At 74.9% G+C, this 15,549-nt stretch carries 12 protein-coding genes; 6 read left to right on the forward strand and 6 right to left on the reverse strand.

Annotation, left to right across the window (positions count from 1 at the left end; translation table 11 throughout):
* Nucleotides 1-40: 40 nt before the first annotated feature.
* From BLW86_RS33270 to BLW86_RS33280, 3 genes are all read right to left on the reverse strand, one after another.
* The gene (locus BLW86_RS33270; RefSeq protein WP_093877454.1) at nucleotides 41-913 is read right to left on the reverse strand and encodes a PIG-L deacetylase family protein; all 873 of its coding nucleotides are present in this window, start codon (nucleotides 911-913) and stop codon (nucleotides 41-43) included.
* Nucleotides 895-2,736, reverse strand: coding sequence for a glycosyltransferase family 4 protein (locus BLW86_RS33275; protein ID WP_143060297.1), 1,842 nt, complete (start codon nucleotides 2,734-2,736; stop codon nucleotides 895-897). Before BLW86_RS33275 ends, BLW86_RS33270 begins: the two co-directional genes overlap by 19 nt.
* A 671-nt stretch (nucleotides 2,737-3,407) precedes the next feature.
* Entirely contained in the window at nucleotides 3,408-4,211 is an 804-nt protein-coding gene (locus BLW86_RS33280; protein WP_093877456.1) for a glycosyltransferase family 2 protein, read from the reverse strand.
* A gap of 216 nt (nucleotides 4,212-4,427) precedes the next feature.
* On the opposite strand from BLW86_RS33280, the gene BLW86_RS33285 reads away from it, so the two are divergent.
* The 6 genes from BLW86_RS33285 (at nucleotide 4,428) to BLW86_RS33310 (ending at nucleotide 12,053) form a co-directional block, all read left to right on the forward strand.
* Entirely contained in the window at nucleotides 4,428-6,275 is a 1,848-nt protein-coding gene (locus BLW86_RS33285; protein WP_093877457.1) for a glycoside hydrolase family 15 protein, read from the forward strand.
* 42 nt (nucleotides 6,276-6,317) lie between these two features.
* Nucleotides 6,318-6,608: a hypothetical protein gene (locus BLW86_RS33290; RefSeq protein ID WP_093877458.1), complete on the forward strand. Its 291-nt coding sequence runs from the start codon at nucleotides 6,318-6,320 to the stop codon at nucleotides 6,606-6,608.
* 144 nt (nucleotides 6,609-6,752) lie between these two features.
* The gene (locus tag BLW86_RS33295; RefSeq protein WP_093877459.1) at nucleotides 6,753-7,826 is read left to right on the forward strand and encodes a phosphatase PAP2 family protein; all 1,074 of its coding nucleotides are present in this window, start codon (nucleotides 6,753-6,755) and stop codon (nucleotides 7,824-7,826) included.
* 43 nt (nucleotides 7,827-7,869) lie between these two features.
* On the forward strand, nucleotides 7,870-10,095 hold the full coding sequence (locus BLW86_RS33300) for an NADP-dependent isocitrate dehydrogenase (RefSeq protein WP_093877460.1): 2,226 nt from the start codon (nucleotides 7,870-7,872) through the stop codon (nucleotides 10,093-10,095).
* Between the two features lie 96 nt (nucleotides 10,096-10,191).
* Nucleotides 10,192-10,482 (forward strand): hypothetical protein, encoded by a 291-nt coding sequence (locus BLW86_RS33305; RefSeq protein ID WP_093877461.1) that lies wholly within the window; start codon nucleotides 10,192-10,194, stop codon nucleotides 10,480-10,482.
* Nucleotides 10,483-10,568: 86 nt separating this feature from the next.
* Nucleotides 10,569-12,053 (forward strand): sigma-70 family RNA polymerase sigma factor, encoded by a 1,485-nt coding sequence (locus BLW86_RS33310; protein ID WP_093877462.1) that lies wholly within the window; start codon nucleotides 10,569-10,571, stop codon nucleotides 12,051-12,053.
* A 60-nt stretch (nucleotides 12,054-12,113) separates the two neighbouring features.
* Here BLW86_RS33310 and BLW86_RS44135 read toward each other — a convergent pair whose 3' ends face one another.
* From BLW86_RS44135 to BLW86_RS33325, 3 genes are all read right to left on the reverse strand, one after another.
* Nucleotides 12,114-12,905, reverse strand: coding sequence for a CAP domain-containing protein (locus tag BLW86_RS44135; protein ID WP_093877463.1), 792 nt, complete (start codon nucleotides 12,903-12,905; stop codon nucleotides 12,114-12,116).
* Nucleotides 12,906-13,042: 137 nt separating this feature from the next.
* Complete coding sequence (locus BLW86_RS33320) at nucleotides 13,043-13,915, reverse strand: universal stress protein (protein ID WP_093877464.1); 873 nt, start codon at nucleotides 13,913-13,915, stop codon at nucleotides 13,043-13,045.
* 141 nt (nucleotides 13,916-14,056) lie between these two features.
* Nucleotides 14,057-15,397: an acyl-CoA dehydrogenase family protein gene (locus BLW86_RS33325; RefSeq protein WP_093877465.1), complete on the reverse strand. Its 1,341-nt coding sequence runs from the start codon at nucleotides 15,395-15,397 to the stop codon at nucleotides 14,057-14,059.
* Between the last annotated feature and the right edge of the window lie 152 nt (nucleotides 15,398-15,549).

The following is a 15,549-nucleotide window of genomic DNA, read 5'->3' on the forward strand; positions in this document are numbered from 1 at the left end:
ACCGCGGCGGCCGGCACGGAGATCGGGGCGAGCGGCCCGGTCACGGCACACCGCCGGCGGACCGGGCCCTCGTGCCGCGCAGCCGGGCGGGATCCCGGGAGACGGTCGTGTCCCCGGTCGCCGGCAGCAGGTACACCTCGGGGGCGCGAGGGATGCGGCCCCCGGGGAACAGCGCGTCGGCCTGCGTCCGGTAGCCCCGGACCAGCTCCGCCTTCCGGTCGAGGTCCCGATCCCAGGCGCGGGCCACCAGACGGTGTCGCCCGGTGAACTCCGCGTCGGCGGCGGCCGTCTGGTCGTACGGGAAGTCGCTGTAGTACACGACCCGGCGGCCGCTGCGCTCGGCGGCGGTGCGGGCCAGGACGTGGTCGGCGTGCCCGCCCACGCCGAGCGGCGCGAGCACCAGGCCGCCGGAGCGGGCGGGCAGCAGCGCCTCGATGGTCTCCCCGGCCACGCGCAGGGTCTCGGCGTCGTGCTCGGAGACCCGGCCCCGGGACAGGTGCAGCCGGTACGTCGGGTACACGTGCGCCAGTTCGGGCAGCAGCGGGGCCAGCCGCCCCACGCCCGGACGGGCCCGCGGCAGTCGCCGGAACAACCCGTCGACCAGGCCGACGTGGCGCCAGTCCACGCCGAGCAGCTCCAGGACCCGCCGGTCCTCCTCGCGCCGGTCGGCGAACAGCTCCTCCGCGTCACCGGCCCGGATCTGCCTCAGGTACCGGCGGGCGGAGAGGGTGTACGGCGGGGGCGCGGCCTCCGTGAAGAGCGTGGCGACCGTGACCGGTGCCCGCCGCCCCGCCCAGCCGAGCAGCGCGCCGCAGGACAGCACGGCGTCGTCCAGGTGCGGCGAGAGCACGATCATCGGGACGTCGGAGCCGAGGACGGTCCGGACGAAGGCGGTCAGCGGGTCGTCTGCCATGACGCCCCCCTCTTCCTCGGCCGCCGCGCGGCGGTGGGGGAGTCCAGGAGCCGGTGGGCCAGCGCCAGATAGCGGCCCGTCACCTCGTCCCACGCGTAATGCTGTGCCGTGATCCCGGCGCGGTGGCCGAGGCGGCGGCGCAGCGCGGCGTCCGTGGCCAGCTCGGTCATCCGCGCGCCGAACGCCGCCACGTCGAACGGCGGCACGGCCACGTCGCCGCTGCCCCGCATCCAGCGCAGCGCGGGCAGGTCGAAGTGGAGCACGGGCTTGCCGTACGACATGCCCTCAAGGGCCACCAGGCCGAAGGTCTCGTGCCGTGACGGCATCACCAGGAAGGCGCTGTCGCGCAGCAGTTGGCGCTTGCGTTCCTCCCCCGCGTACCCCACCCAGTGGATCCGGGGCTCCGGGCCGGGGGCGTGCGCGGCGACGAGCGCGGCGAGGCGGCGTTCCTCGGCGGGGACGCCACTGCCCGCGAGCAGCAGGTCGAGCGGGGGCCGGGCCCGGTCGTAGGCGTCGAGCAGCAGGTCGAGGCCCTTGACCCAGGTGTCGATCCGGCCCAGGAAGAGGATGAACTGCCCGGATCCGAGCAGGGTCTCGTCGAGGAGGCGCTGGTCGACCCCGTTGGGGATGACCTGTACGTCGGCCCTGGGACTGAGCCGGTGGATCGTCGATCCGTCCGCGGTGTTCAGCGCCACGATGTGCCGGTAGCAGCGCAGGCCGAGCCGCTCGACCAGCAGGAACGGGACGCGACACCGCCGCCACGGGGTCTCCGTGTGGCGGCCCTGGTCGATGCCGATCACGGGGGCGCCGGTCGTCAGGGGCAGGAAGCTCGTCGAGAACGGGGGAGTGAAGCTCTCCAGCCACAGGTCGTGGCGGATCCGGCGGGCCGCGAACGGCAGCAGCGCGAGGAACAGCAGCCGCCCGGTGCGAGGGCCCGCCCGGCCCACCGGGAGCCGGACGTAACGGATGCCGTCCCGGTCCTCGGTGCCGCCGCGCCGGCCCGCCGTCACGACGGTCACCCGGAAGTCCTCGGCGAGCCGCCGGGCCACCTTGCCGGCCACCAGCGCTCCGCCGCTCCGGGAGGCGGGGGCGTCCGCGCCGTCGTAGACCGACACCACCACGTGCCGTCGCTCTCCGGCCGTGCCGCCCTCCGGCACGGCGGCCGCCCGTTCCCGTTCCCGCATCACGTCGAGGATCCGCTCCAGGGCCGCTTCGACCACCAGGGCCGGAGCCCTGTCGCCGTCGAGCCACACGATCCCCGGCAGCCGCCGCGACCAGCCGAGGCAGCGGTCCCACCAGGCGGCCGACGAGTCCGCGGCGCTCTTCGGGCCGAAGCCCCACAAGGTCTCGGGGCCGGTCTCCACGAGGAGGGTGAGACCGTAGCCGTCGGCGATCCGGCGGAAGCCGGCCCCGCCGGCGGAGCCGGCGGGGAAGCCGAACCTCACCAGTTCGTCCAGCGGCCCGTGGTCCGTCAGGAGCACGGCCTGCCCGCCGCGCGCCCGCGTCCGTGCCCGCAGCCGGGCCGCGGCGAGCCGCGCCGCGAGCTCGGCCGCGTCGAGGAAGGCGTGGACACGGCGCGGCCGGGGTCCCCGGCGCTCGGGATCCGTGGCGCGCCGCGCCCACGCGCCCCGGCCCGGTTCCGTCTCCCTCACGTGGGACGGAACCGGGAGCCGGCGGCACAGGAGGCAGCCGTGGCAGGAGAGGACGACGACGGTGACCCCGCGCTCGCGCAGCAGTGCCGCGAGCCGGCGCACCAGCGAGGAGGTGCCGGCGGTGTCGGGTCCCGACACCGCGACGAGCAGAGGCGCTCGGGAGGCGGTCATGACGTCCGCCTCCACCGCTTCCCGGCCGCCGACGAAGGAAGCCGGGGAAGAAGCCGGGGAACCCGCGGGGCCGCCTCGCGGGCCGCGCGCCGGGCCCCGCAGGGGCCGGGCAGGCGGTGCGGGGGGATCGGGGCGCGGGCGGGCCTGCGCTCGTGCGGGGGGATCGGGGCGCGGGCGGGTCTGCGGTCACGCGGGGGGACCAGGGCGCGAGCGAACCTGCGCTCGTGCGGGGGAGGGGCCGCGGAAGTGCGGGAGCGGGGCGTCGCGGCCGGCCCGGGCGGGCAGGCCGATGGGCCTGAGCCGCTGCCGTGGCGCGCGGCACGCGTGTGGGTCGTACGGGCGCGCCGCCGGCGCCCGGCGCCCCGCGGCCGGCACGTCCGGCTCCGGGGCGGAGGGACGACAGGGCCGATCCGGTCGGAGGCCCGGCGGGCCGGGTGGGCGGTGGCGGTGCGCGGGGAGCGGCAGAGCGGGCGACGCCGGGCGTCGGCGAGGGGCCAGTCGGTCACACGTCGCAACGGGTGCGGAACGGGTGCCACCGGCGTTCGGCTGAGGGGACTGGAGGTCACGGCGAGCCTCTTCCGTCAACCGACCCTGCCGAGGATGTGCGCTCAAGGCCTGGTCTGTCCTGAAATGTTGCTTTCTTCAGCGATAGCACTGTTTGATATGGTTCGTCAACCCGGGCCGTCGGGGGAGCCGCGAGAGCCGCGGAAAGGCCCGTGCGCCAGGCGCGACAGGGCGTTGTGCGGCCGCTCGGCGAGGAGGGCGCCGAGGATGCGGACGCCGTCGCGGATCGTGCGGGGGTGCGACGGACCGTGACGGCGCTCGTGACGGCGCGGCAGTTCCAGGCTCGGCACCTCGGCGACGCGCAGCCCGTAGTGCAGCGCGTGCGTGACGAGTTCGGCCCCGAGCTCCACGCCGTCCTCGCGCAGGTCGAGGAGATCGACGAAAGGGCGCCGGAACGCACAGAATCCGTACCAGAGATCCGTGAGGTGCTGGCCGTAGAGCCGGTGGGCGATCCGCAGCAGCGCACGATGTCCGAGACGCCGCGACAGCGGATAGTCGGCGTAGTCGCCGCCCGCGATGAAACGCGAGCCCTTCACGAAGTCGTAACCGCTTTCCAGGTAGTGCAGGTAATGCGGGATCTCGTGCGGCGACATGGTGCCGTCGGCGTTCATCAGGACGACCAGGTCCCCGGTCGCCGCGAGCAGGGCCGCGTGCGGGATGTCGCCCCGGCTGAAGTCCCAGTCGCCGAGCCGGAGCACGCTGAGCCCCTCGCGCGCGGCGCTCTCCCCGGCGGGCCCGCCGACCAGGACGACCTCCCGCACGCTCGACGGCACCTGGTCGAGGAGCCGGTCGAGCGCCGCTCCCGGGCGCCCGTCACCGGGGCGGACCGTGAGGACGAGGCTCACCGTCCGGGTGTCGGAACGGGGCGCCCGGTCGGTGGACCGGCGCAGGGGGTGCGAATCACCGCTCATGGGGAACCGCTACTCATCGGTACGCCCTGACTCGTCGGTTCGGCCTTTCGGTGACCGGACCGCTTTTCCAGAATCCTGCGCCCGGGGTGACGCCGTCAAGGAAAACGGAAGAATATGCGGTCGTCCGCGAAGGGATGGGGAAGGAGGAGAGGGAGCGTCCCGTTCTGTCACCAGGTCATTTCTGCGCGCGTTCTCCGAGAGGAATACAATCCGGTCATGGCAGGGCGAATTGAAGACTATGCCCTCGTCGGTGACCTGGAGACCGCCGCGCTCATCGGAACCGACGGGTCCGTCGACTGGTGGTGCGCGCCCCGCTTCGACTCGCCCGCCTGCCTCGCCGGCCTCCTCGGCGATCCGGACCACGGCGGCTGGATCATCGCTCCCGTCGGCAACAGCCGCTGCACGCGCAGGAGTTACCGGGGCGACACGCTGGTCCTCGACACCTTCTGGGAGACCCCCTCCGGCACGGTCCGGGTCACCGACTTCATGCCGCCCCGCTCGCTGGGCCTCCCGGCCGACGGCGGCCCGAGGGTCATCCGCGTCGTCGAGGGGATCGAGGGACGGGTGGCCGTGCGCGGCGAGTTGAGGGTCCGGTTCCACCACGGCAGCATCGTCCCCTGGACCCGCTCCACGGACCGGCACACCGTCGTCTCCATCGCCGGGCCCGACGCCGCCCACCTCTCCTGCGGGCCCGGCGTCGAACTCGACGTCACCCGGGAGCGCACGAGCTGCGAGTTCACCGTCACGGCCGGCCGGCGGGTCGCCTTCGTCCTCGGCTGGAGCCCCTCGCACGCCCCGCCGCCACCCGCCCCGCCCGCCGACGTCGCGGCCGCCGCGCTCACCCGCACCCTCGACTTCTGGAACGACTGGGCGGCCGCACTCCGTTACGAAGGCCCCGCGCGCGAGGCCGTGCTCCGCTCCCTGCTCACCCTCAAGGCCCTCACCTACGCCCCCACCGGCGGCATCGTCGCCGCCGCCACCTCCTCCCTCCCGGAGTCCATCGGCGGCAGCCGCAACTGGGACTACCGCTTCTGCTGGTTGCGGGACTCCACCTTCACCCTCTCCTGTCTGCTCCGCAGCGGCTACCGCAGGGAGGCGCTGGCCTGGACCGAGTGGCTGCTGCGCGCCGTCGCGGGCGATCCCGACGACCTCCAGCCGCTGTACGGGGTCGAGGGCCAGCGACGGCTTCCCGAGACGAACGCCGACTGGCTGCCCGGCTACGAGAACTCACAGCCCGTCAGATTCGGCAACGCGGCCGTCGGCCAGTTCCAGCTCGACATCTACGGCGAGGTGCTCAGCACCGTCTACTCGGCCGTCCGCGCGGGCGTCGTCCTCGAGCCCGCGGCCTGGGCCCTGGTCGCCTCGCTCCTGGAGTACCTCGGCAAGCGCTGGCGGGAGCCCGACGAGGGCATCTGGGAAGTCCGGGGCCCGCGCCGCCACTTCGTCCACTCCAAGGTCATGGCCTGGGTCGCCGCCGACCGGGCCGTCCGCCTTGCCCGCGTCGCCGGACTGCGCGGCTCCCTCGCGCACTGGCAGGCGCTCCGCGCCGAACTGCACGCGGAGATCTGCGCCCGGGGATGGAGCGAGGAACAGAGCTCCTTCACCCAGTACTACGGCAGCCGGCAGGTCGACGCCACCGCCCTGCTGATCCCCCGGCTCGGCTTCCTGCCCGCCGGCGACCCCCGCGTCCTCGGCACCGTCCGGGCGATGGAACGGCTCGACGACCACGGGTTCCTGCGCCGGTACGGCGACGTCCGGGACGGCGGCACGCACCACCTCGACGACCTCGGCGGCACCGAGGGGACCTTCGTCGCCTGCACGTTCTGGTACGCCGACGCGCTCGCCATGACGGGCCGCGCCGACGAGGCCCGGGCCGTCTTCGAGCGGCTCCTCGACGTCCGCAACGACGTCGGCCTCCTCGCCGAGGAATGGGACCCCGTGGCGTGCCGTCAGCTCGGCAACACCCCCCAGGCGCTCAGTCACGTCGCCCTGGTGAACACGGCGTTCACCCTCTACGGCACCCGCCGCCACGACCGCGACCGCGGTCGTCTCGCCGTGGCATGATGCGCCGAGCTCCGGCACCGGCCCGGGGACCAGGGGGCGGACATGGACCGGTACGTCGTCATTCCGGGCGCGTCGGCGCTCCTGCTCGCGCTCTCCGGAGCGGCCGCGCTCCGCACCGGCTGGATGCCGTTCTGGCAGCGGCGCCGCGTCTCCCGGCCGGCGCCGTACGGCTGGGGGCAGCCGGCGACGGCCGCGGCGTTCGCGCTCCAGGCACGCGGACAGTTCGCGGACGACCCCGTCCTGCGTTACGGCCTGGGCGTGGCGACCCTCCTCGGCCCGCTCGGCGGGCTCGTCCTCCTGGTCCTGGCGCAGGTCCCGCGCGGGGACCGCTGACACCATCCGTGCCCGGCCCCGGCGGCGGACGCCGCCGTGTGCGGTCTCCTGGCATCCGCGAGCCCGGCCCGGTCCTCGTGCCCCGGCGTGTCGTTCGGGTGCGTCCAGCGGGCGCCACGGGCGTGCGTGGGTTCGAATCGGGGCATGGCTTCCTACGACAGGCTCCGCGCCGGCGGCTCCCCGAGGCCGCTGGAGACCGGTGACACCTGGTGGTACGCCGCCGTGGCCGGCGAGGCCGCCGGCTCGTTCAGCGCACGGGCCCGCACCCGGGCCCGGCGTGCCTGCCTCGGGGCCGTCCTCGTCCTCACGGTCGTCTACGCGGGACTCGTGCTCACCGCGACCGGCCGCCGCTGGGGAGACGCCGCCGTGACCGGCCGGCGCGCCGACTCCGCGGCCGTCACGGTGCTCCGCGAGCACCCCTCCCTCGCCGGGCTCACCACCCTCTCCCTCGTCCTCGGCTGTGTCTTCCTCCTCGCCGTCGGCCTCATACGCAAGCGGTACGCCCTCACCGGCGCCGCCGCCGGTGCGGTCGTCACCGCCCTCGCCATCACCGGGCTCCTCCAGCGGTACGCGCCCCGGCCCCGGGTCGTCGACGCCGCCGGCGCCCTCGTCCCCAGCGGATTCCCCAGCGCCCAGACCACGCTCGCCCTCGGCGTCGCCCTCGGTCTGGTCCTCGTCGTCCCCCACCGGCAGCGCGCCCTCGCCGTCGGCGGCGCCACGCTCTGGGCCGCCGCCGTCGGCACGTACACCATCGCGTCGGGGCGGCACCGGCCCGGCGACGTCATCGCCGCCGCCCTCGTCGTCCTCGCCGTGACCTCCGGCCTCCTCGCCGTCATCGCCCGCAAGGGCAAGGTCCGCCCCACCCCGCGACGCGGGACCGCCCTGCCCGGCCTCCTCGCCACCGTTCCGCTCGCCCTCCTCGCCGTGGCCGGCCTGGGCGCCGGGCTGTGGCTGCTCGGCGACACCCTCACGCTGCCCGCCACCGCCCCGTACGACCCGGCGGAGCTCCGGCTCGCGCACCGCTGCGGCCAGGCCCTCGCCGCGGGCGTGGTCGCCGCCGCCGGCCTGCTCCCGCTCCTCCTGCTCCGCCGCGTCGACGTGGACGGCGGCCCCGCCCCGTACCGGCTCGGCGGCCCCTTCGTCGAGGCCGCCGGCGCCCCGCGCGACGGAGAGCTCGTGGGGCCCTTTACCGAGGACGGCGATCACGAGATATCTTGATGTCGAGCAATCTCGCATACGCAGACGTGGAGCGGAGCACCTGGTGACTGACTCGACCATCATCTACACCCACACTGACGAGGCGCCTGCCCTGGCGACGTACTCGTTCCTGCCCGTGATCCAGGCGTATGCCTCGCAGGCCGGCGTCACGGTCGAGACGCGTGACATCTCCCTCGCGGGCCGCATCATCGCCGTCTTCCCCGAGTTCCTGGAGGAGGGCCAGCGCATCCCGGACGCCCTCTCCGAGCTCGGCGACCTGGCCAAGACGCCCGGCGCCAACATCATCAAGCTGCCGAACGTCTCGGCGTCCATCCCGCAGCTCAAGGCCGCGATCGCCGAGCTCCAGGCGCAGGGCTACGCCCTCCCGGACTACCCGGACGACCCGCAGACGGACCAGGACAAGGACGTCCGCGCGCGTTACGACAAGATCAAGGGCTCGGCCGTCAACCCGGTCCTGCGCGAGGGCAACTCCGACCGCCGCGCGCCCGGCTCGGTCAAGAACTACGCCAAGACCCACCCGCACCGCATGGGCGCCTGGACCCCCGAGTCCAAGACGAACGTCGCCACGATGAGCGAGAACGACTTCGCCTCCACGGAGAAGTCCGTCGTCATCGCGAAGGACGACACCCTCCGCTTCGAGTTCACCGCCGCCGACGGCACCGTCAGCGAGCTCCGCGAGCCGCTGAAGGTCATCGCCGGCGAGGTCGTCGACGCCGCCGTCATGCGCGCCGCCGCCCTGCGCACCTTCCTCAGCGAGCAGGTCGCCCGCGCCAAGGCCGAGGGCGTGCTCTTCTCCGTGCACCTCAAGGCCACGATGATGAAGGTCTCCGACCCGATCGTCTTCGGCCACGTCGTGCGCGCCTTCTTCCCGAACACCTTCGCCAAGTACGGCGAGGTGCTCGTCGCCGCGGGCCTGTCCCCGAACGACGGCCTCGGCACCGTCCTGGGCGGCCTGGACGCCATCCCGCACGGCCTCGGCGCCGAGATCAAGGCCTCCTTCGAGGCCGAGCTCGCCGAGGGCCCCGCCCTGGCGATGGTCGACTCCGACAAGGGCATCACCAACCTGCACGTGCCGTCCGACGTCATCGTCGACGCCTCGATGCCGGCCATGATCCGCACCTCCGGCCACATGTGGGGCCCGGACGGCCAGGAGGCCGACACCCTCGCGGTCCTCCCGGACCACAGCTACTCCGGCGTCTACCAGGCCGTCATCGAGGACTGCCGCGCCCACGGCGCCTTCGACCCGTCGACCATGGGCTCCGTCCCGAACGTCGGCCTCATGGCGCAGAAGGCCGAGGAGTACGGCTCCCACGACAAGACCTTCGAGATCGCGCAGGCCGGCACCGTCCGCCTCGTCGACTCCGAGGGCAACGTCCTCCTGGAGCAGGAGGTCGCCGAGGGCGACATCTTCCGCGCCTGCCAGACCAAGGACCTGCCCATCCAGGACTGGGTCAAGCTGGCCGTCACCCGCGCCCGCGCCACCGGCGCCCCGGCCGTCTTCTGGCTGGACGAGAACCGCGCCCACGACGCACAGCTCATCGCCAAGGTGAAGCAGTACCTGCCGGAGCACGACACCGAGGGCCTGGACATCAAGATCCTGTCCCCGGTCGAGGCCACGAAGTTCTCCCTGGAGCGCATCCGCCGCGGCGAGGACACCATCTCGGTCACCGGCAACGTCCTGCGCGACTACCTGACCGACCTCTTCCCGATCCTGGAGCTGGGCACCAGCGCCAAGATGCTGTCGGTCGTCCCGCTGATGGCGGGCGGCGGCCTCTTCGAGACCGGCGCCGGCGGCTCCGCCCCGAAGCACGTCCAGCAGCTCGTCAAGGAGAACTACCTCCGCTGGGACAGCCTCGGCGAGTTCTTCGCCCTGGCCGCCTCCTTCGAGCACCTCGCGACCACCACGGGCAACACCCGCGCCCAGGTCCTCGCCGACACCCTCGACCGCGCCACCGGCACCTTCCTCAACGAGGACAAGTCGCCGACCCGTCGCCTCGGTGGTATCGACAACCGCGGCAGCCACTTCTACCTGGCCCTCTACTGGGCCCAGGAGCTGGCCGCCCAGACCGAGGACGCGGAGCTGGCCAAGGCCTTCGCCCCGCTCGCCGAGACCCTCTCCTCGAACGAGCAGAAGATCGTCGACGAGCTCGTCGCCGTCCAGGGCTCCCCGGCCGAGATCGGCGGCTACTACCAGCCCGACCCGGCCAAGGCCGCGGCCGTGATGCGCCCGTCCGCCACCTTCAACGAGGCCGTCGCGTCCCTCGCCTGATCCGGCGCGTGACCCGCACCGCCCCGGCCGGAACTCCTCCGGCCGGGGCGGTCCCGTCGGTGGCGCATCTCACCCCCCGGTGTGACCCTGGAGGGCATGAGCTGGGCATCTTGGACGACCGCCGGTGTCTACACCGGGCGAGGTGGGGTGCTGACCGAGGAGGTGGGCGTCGTCACGGGCGATCTGACCGTGCACACGACGTTCGCCGACCGCGAGGCACGCGTGGCCGTGCAGTACAGCGGCGCATCCGACTGGTTCACCATGTCGGGCAGTCCCGTTCCGTGCGGATCGGAGGAGGAGAGCCGCGAGCTCCACGACGCCGTCGTGGCAGCCGTCCGGGAGGGGAACGGGGCCACGGTCCCGAGCCTGCCCGTACCCCCGAGATAGCCGCCGTCCCGCAGAAGTGTTATCCCTCCCGTACCCACGGATCTCCCATGGCGGGGGACTCGGACCAGGGATGAGGGAGTACACCCATGCACAGCGACGAGCGACGCACCACCGCCCTCGTGGAGGCGGCCAGGGCGGGTGACGCGGACGCCAGGGACGCCCTGGTCCGCGCCCATCTGCCGCTCGTCCACGACATCGTCGGCCGGGCCCTCGACGGCCATGCCGACACGGACGACATCGTCCAGGAGACGATGGTCCGCGCCCTCGACGGCCTGACCGGCCTCCGGGACCCGTCCCGCTTCCGGTCCTGGCTCGTCGCCATCGCCATGAACGGGATACGGCGCCGCTGGCACGAGCGCCGGCGGGCGCCCGTGCCCGGCCTCGACCGGGCCACGGACCTCGCCGACCCGGCCGGCGACTTCACCGAGCTCACCATCCTGCGCCTCGGTCTCTCCGGGCAGCGCCGCGACGTGGCCCGCGCGACCCGCTGGCTCGACGAGGACGACGCCGAACTCCTCGCCCTGTGGTGGCTGGAAGCCGCAGGCGAACTCACCCGCGCTGAGCTCGCCGAAGGCCTCGGCGTCACCCCGCAGCACGCCGCCGTCCGCGTCCAGCGGATGAAGGAACGCCTGGACACCGGCCGCGCCGTGGTCCGCGCCCTGGACGCCCTGCCGCCGTGCCCGGAGCTCACGGAGACCGTCACGGCCTGGGACGGCCGCCCCTCACCGCTCTGGCGCAAGCGGATAGCACGCCACCTGCGCACCTGTGCCGCCTGCACCTCCCGCGTGGCGGGCCGCAGCGGCCTCGCCCCCGTCGAGGGCCTGCTCGTCGGCATCGGCCTCGTCCCGCCCCTGACGGTCGCGGCCACGCTCACGGACGGACCGGCGACGGAGTACGCCGCCCACGCGACCGACCTGCCCGACGCCACCGGCACCGGCGGACGGTGGACCCCGCTGCGGCGCGCCTCCGCCGCCGGGTTCGCGGCCGTCGCCGTCCTCGGGGCGGTCGCCCTCCTCGTACCGCCGCGGCCGGAGGCACACGTCCGGCCCGACCGGCCCGTCGCCGCGCCCGCGGCCACGACCGCCCCGGTCACGGCCGCCCCGAGCCCGCCGGTCACCGTCGCCGCCCCCGTACCCACGACCACCGCCCCCGCACCCCGCCGCACCCCGCGCCCGACGCAGGCCGCCGATCCGGGGGAGCGGGTCACCGCGCTCGTCAACCGGCTCCGGGCCTCGGCCGGTTGCGCCCCGCTGCGGACCGACCCCCGGCTGGTCGAGTCGGCCCGCGGCTACGCCCGCGACATGGTCGCGCGCGGCTACTACGGGCACAGCAGCCCCGAGGGCGACTTCGCGGACGCCCGGATCACCGCCGCCGGATACGACTGGAGCGCCTGGGCGGAGAACCTGGCCCGCGGCGCGGCCGATCCGGAGACCGTCGTCGAGGACTGGCGGGACGGGGCCATGCACGAGAAGAACATGCTCGACTGCCGGTACCGGGACACCGGGGTGGCGTCGGTGCCCGGTCCCCGCGGCAGGATCTGGGTGCAGCAACTGGCCGCCCCCGCCTCCTGAACGGCGGACGGGGACGGCGGACGGGGAGGGGGACGGCGGACGGGGACGAGGGACGGGACCTCAGCGTCTGGCGCCGAAGTCCTGCACCCACCAGGGGCCGTTGGCCGCGAGGGTCACCCCGACGCCGATGTCCTTGAAAGAACAGTTGAGGATGTTCGCCCGGTGCCCGGGACTGTCCATCCAGTCCTCCATGGCCCGGGCCGGGGTCTTCGGCCCGCGGTGGATGTTCTCCCCCCAGACCGACCACTCGTACCCGGCGCCGCTCATCCGGTCGCCCGCGTCCCGGCCCTCCGGGCTGTGGTGCTCGTAGTAGTCGCGGGCGGCCATGTCGTCGGCGTGCCCCTGGGCCGCGCTCCGCAGATGCCCCTCCGTGCGCAGCGGACCGCAACCGGCCTTCTCCCGCTCGGCGTTGACGAGGGCGACGACGTCCTGCACGAACCGCGCGGCCTTCCCGGTGGCGGCCCGGGCCGGGGCCGCCGCCTCGCGCGGAGCCGCGGCGGCCGGCGTCCCGGTGGCCGGGGCGGCCACGTACATCCCGGCCGCCACCGTGAGGACCACCGCCGTGGAACCGGCGAGGGCGACGGCGGTACGGAACGACGGACGGCGCGGGCCGCGCCGCCGCGCCCCGCCGGCTCTGCGGTGCCGGCCCCCGGCGCGTCCCACCGGAGCGGGTGGCCGAGAACCGGCGGAGCCGTCGGGGTGCCCTGGGCGCCGGGGCCCTTCGGAGCCGTCGGTGCGGGCCGGGGCCTGAGGGTCTTCGGAGGGGGCCGGGGCCTGGGGGCCTTCGGAGCCGTCGGGGTGGGCCGGGGCCTGGAGGGCTTCGGAGTGGCCGGGACGGTCGTGGTGCCGCATGGAGCTCCGTTCTCTCGCCGAGGTCGCCGGACGGCCGGTGCCGGGAGGGCCACCGGGGCGACGGCGGTAAGACTTTCCGGCCCCCGCGGCCCCGACACCCCTCGTCAACACGGCGCGTCAACCCGTGTCCGAGCCTGTCAGCCCTGCGGGATGACCGCCACCGGGCAGGGCGCCAGGTGGAGCGCCGCGTGCGCGACGGAGCCGATCCGCGGCCCGACGGCCCCGCGCCGGGCCCGTCGGCCGACCACGAGCAGCTGGGCGCCGCCCGAGACGGAGAGCAGCACCTGCCCCGCGCTGCCCAGCTCGACGTGCTCGGAGACCGGCACGTCGGGGTACCGCTCGCGCCAGGGGGCGAGCGCCTCGCGCAGCGCCTTCTCCTCGTACGGGACGAGCCCGCCGGCCTCGTCCGCGAGCCGCATCGAGGCCGGGCTGTAGGCGTACAGCGGCGGCAGGCTCCACGCGCGCACGGCCCGCACGGCCGCACCGCGCGCGGCGGCGGTCTCGAAGGCGAAGCCGAGCACGGCCGCGCTGTCCTCCGGGCTGCCGAGCTGACCGACGAGCACGTGTCCCGAGGGCGGTTCGGCCTGTTCGCCGTCGCGGGACCGGACGGCGACGACCGGGCGGGCGGAGGCGGCGATGATCTGCTGCCCGTACGAGCCGAGCAGGAAGCCGGCGACGGCGCCGTGGCCGCGCGAGCCGATGACGAGCATCTCGGCCCGGTCCTCGGTGCCGAGCAGCGCGGGGACCGGGGCGTCGGGGAGCAGTTCGGACGTGAGCGCGAGCCCCGGGTGGCGGGCGGCGATCGTGGCCTCGGCCTCGTGCAGGACGGTGTAGGCGGTGCGCTGTTGGGCGTCGGGGTCCTGGACGAGGGGCAGGTCGAGCGGTTCCCAGCGCCACGCGTGCGCGAGCCGTAGCGGGAGGCCCCGGTGCAGGGCCTCCCGGGCGGCCCAGTCGGCCGCGGTGAGGCTCTCGGGGGAGCCGTCCACTCCTGCGACGATCTCACGACTCATCAGGCTGCCTCCGTCGGTGCGATGACGGGCCCGCCGGCCGGCCGGCCCTCCTCCCTCCAGCTTGGGCCCATCGGCGGCTCGACGAGAGGGCCGGACGTCCCGACATGCCGGTCCGTCCGGCCCCTTCGCCCGTCCTGGCGCTCAGGCCAGCAGGGTGAGCCGGGCGTGGGTGCCGTGGAGGTAGTGGTCCCCGATGTCGCGCAGCCGGTGGGCCGCCTGGGTGGGGGCGGTGAGCGCGCGGGCGTTGCGCCAGAAGCGGTCGAAGCCCGGCCCGCCGCCGTGGGCGTCGGCTCCCGCCGTGCCGTCGACGAGTTCGAGGATGCGCGTGGTGATGTGGACGGCCGCCCGGCCGGTGACCGTCTCGGCCGCCGCCACGAGGACGGCGATGTCGGCGCGTTCCTCCAGGCCGAGCGACCACTCGGCGAGCAGCCCCCCGGCGAGGGCGTCCGTCGCCCGCTCCACCACCGCGGCGGCGGCGTGCGCGGCCGTCGCCAGCTCCCCGTAGGCGAGCAGGAGGTACGGGTCGTCCCCGGCGCCGACGGCGCCGTCCGCGCCCGTGGGGCCTCCCGTCCGGTCGGCGGGGGCGGGGCCCGCCTGTCCGGCGCGGCTGATGTCCCGGGCCTCCGCGAGCGCCCCCTCGGCGATGCCGAGCCCGACCTGGACGAGGAGCAGCCGCAGGGCGAGCGGTGCGAGGGTGGTGAAGGGCGCGACGGCGTGCTCGTCGTGCGGGAGGGTTCCGAGGACGTGCCGGACCTCCACCGGGACGTGGTCGAACGTGACGGTGCCGGCCCCGGCCAGGCGCTGGCCGACCCGGTCCGTGGCGGCCTCCGTGAACACCCCCGCCTGGGCCGGGTCCACGAGGACGACGAGGAGGTCGCCGGTGCCGCCGGGCCGTGCGCCGACGACGAGCCGGTCGGCGACCGTGACGCCGGAGGCGAAGGCGCGGCGTCCGTCGAGGATCCAGCCGCCGCCGGGGCCGTCGGCGGGCGTGAGCGTGAGGCCGGGGGCGGACTCGACGTGCGGCGGTTCGATGCCGCCGGCGAGCAGCCAGCGCTCCTCGGCCGTGCACACGTCGAGGGCGAGCGCGGGGGAGCGCGTGTCGTCGGTGTCGTGCGCGGGGCCGAAGAAGCGGCTGCTCCAGGACAGCGCGTAGTGGTGGGCGAGGAGTTCGCCCACCGAGCTGTCGGCGGCGGAGATCTCCCGCACGACCGCGCAGGCGGCCCGCCAGTCCGCGCCCCGCCGGGTCGGTCCGGGCGCGGTGAGGAGGCCGGGCAGCCCCGCCTCCTGGAGGCGCGCGACCTCGTCGAAGGGGGCCTTGCCGGCCCGGTCCCGGGCGAGGGCGTCGACGGCGAGGTCGTCGGCGAGCTCGCGGGTGACGCGGGGCCAGATCTCGTCGTCGCCCGGCCGGTCGACGGGCCGTCCGGGCGGTGCGGAGGCGGTCCGTATCGCTGGTCTCCTCGGCGATCTCCTCGGCGTACTCACGTCACCTCACCCGATCCCTAGTATCCCCACTGGAATACTAGGGATACTGACAGAGGCGACCGTGCGGCCCCAAGGGGCGTCCACGGGCTGGACAAGGTCGTGTCGAGGAGTGAGACGTCGTCAGGTCGGCGCAGGTGGCGCGAGGCCTATCC

The organism is Streptomyces sp. TLI_105 (genome assembly GCF_900105415.1).
GTDB lineage: Bacteria > Actinomycetota > Actinomycetes > Streptomycetales > Streptomycetaceae > Streptomyces.

Bases quoted from the DNA above. Each gene is read 5' to 3' on its own strand.
- BLW86_RS33280 (WP_093877456.1), bottom strand. From the start codon at position 4,211: ATGAGCGGTGATTCGCACCCCCTGCGCCGGTCCACCGACCGGGCGCCC.
- BLW86_RS33270 (WP_093877454.1), bottom strand. From the start codon at position 913: ATGGCAGACGACCCGCTGACCGCCTTCGTCCGGACCGTCCTCGGCTCC.
- BLW86_RS33310 (WP_093877462.1), top strand. From the start codon at position 10,569: ATGCACAGCGACGAGCGACGCACCACCGCCCTCGTGGAGGCGGCCAGG.
- BLW86_RS33295 (WP_093877459.1), top strand. From the start codon at position 6,753: ATGGCTTCCTACGACAGGCTCCGCGCCGGCGGCTCCCCGAGGCCGCTG.
- BLW86_RS33305 (WP_093877461.1), top strand. From the start codon at position 10,192: ATGAGCTGGGCATCTTGGACGACCGCCGGTGTCTACACCGGGCGAGGT.
- BLW86_RS33320 (WP_093877464.1), bottom strand. From the start codon at position 13,915: ATGAGTCGTGAGATCGTCGCAGGAGTGGACGGCTCCCCCGAGAGCCTC.
- BLW86_RS33285 (WP_093877457.1), top strand. From the start codon at position 4,428: ATGGCAGGGCGAATTGAAGACTATGCCCTCGTCGGTGACCTGGAGACC.
- BLW86_RS44135 (WP_093877463.1), bottom strand. From the start codon at position 12,905: ATGCGGCACCACGACCGTCCCGGCCACTCCGAAGCCCTCCAGGCCCCG.
- BLW86_RS33290 (WP_093877458.1), top strand. From the start codon at position 6,318: ATGGACCGGTACGTCGTCATTCCGGGCGCGTCGGCGCTCCTGCTCGCG.
- BLW86_RS33275 (WP_143060297.1), bottom strand. From the start codon at position 2,736: ATGACCGCCTCCCGAGCGCCTCTGCTCGTCGCGGTGTCGGGACCCGAC.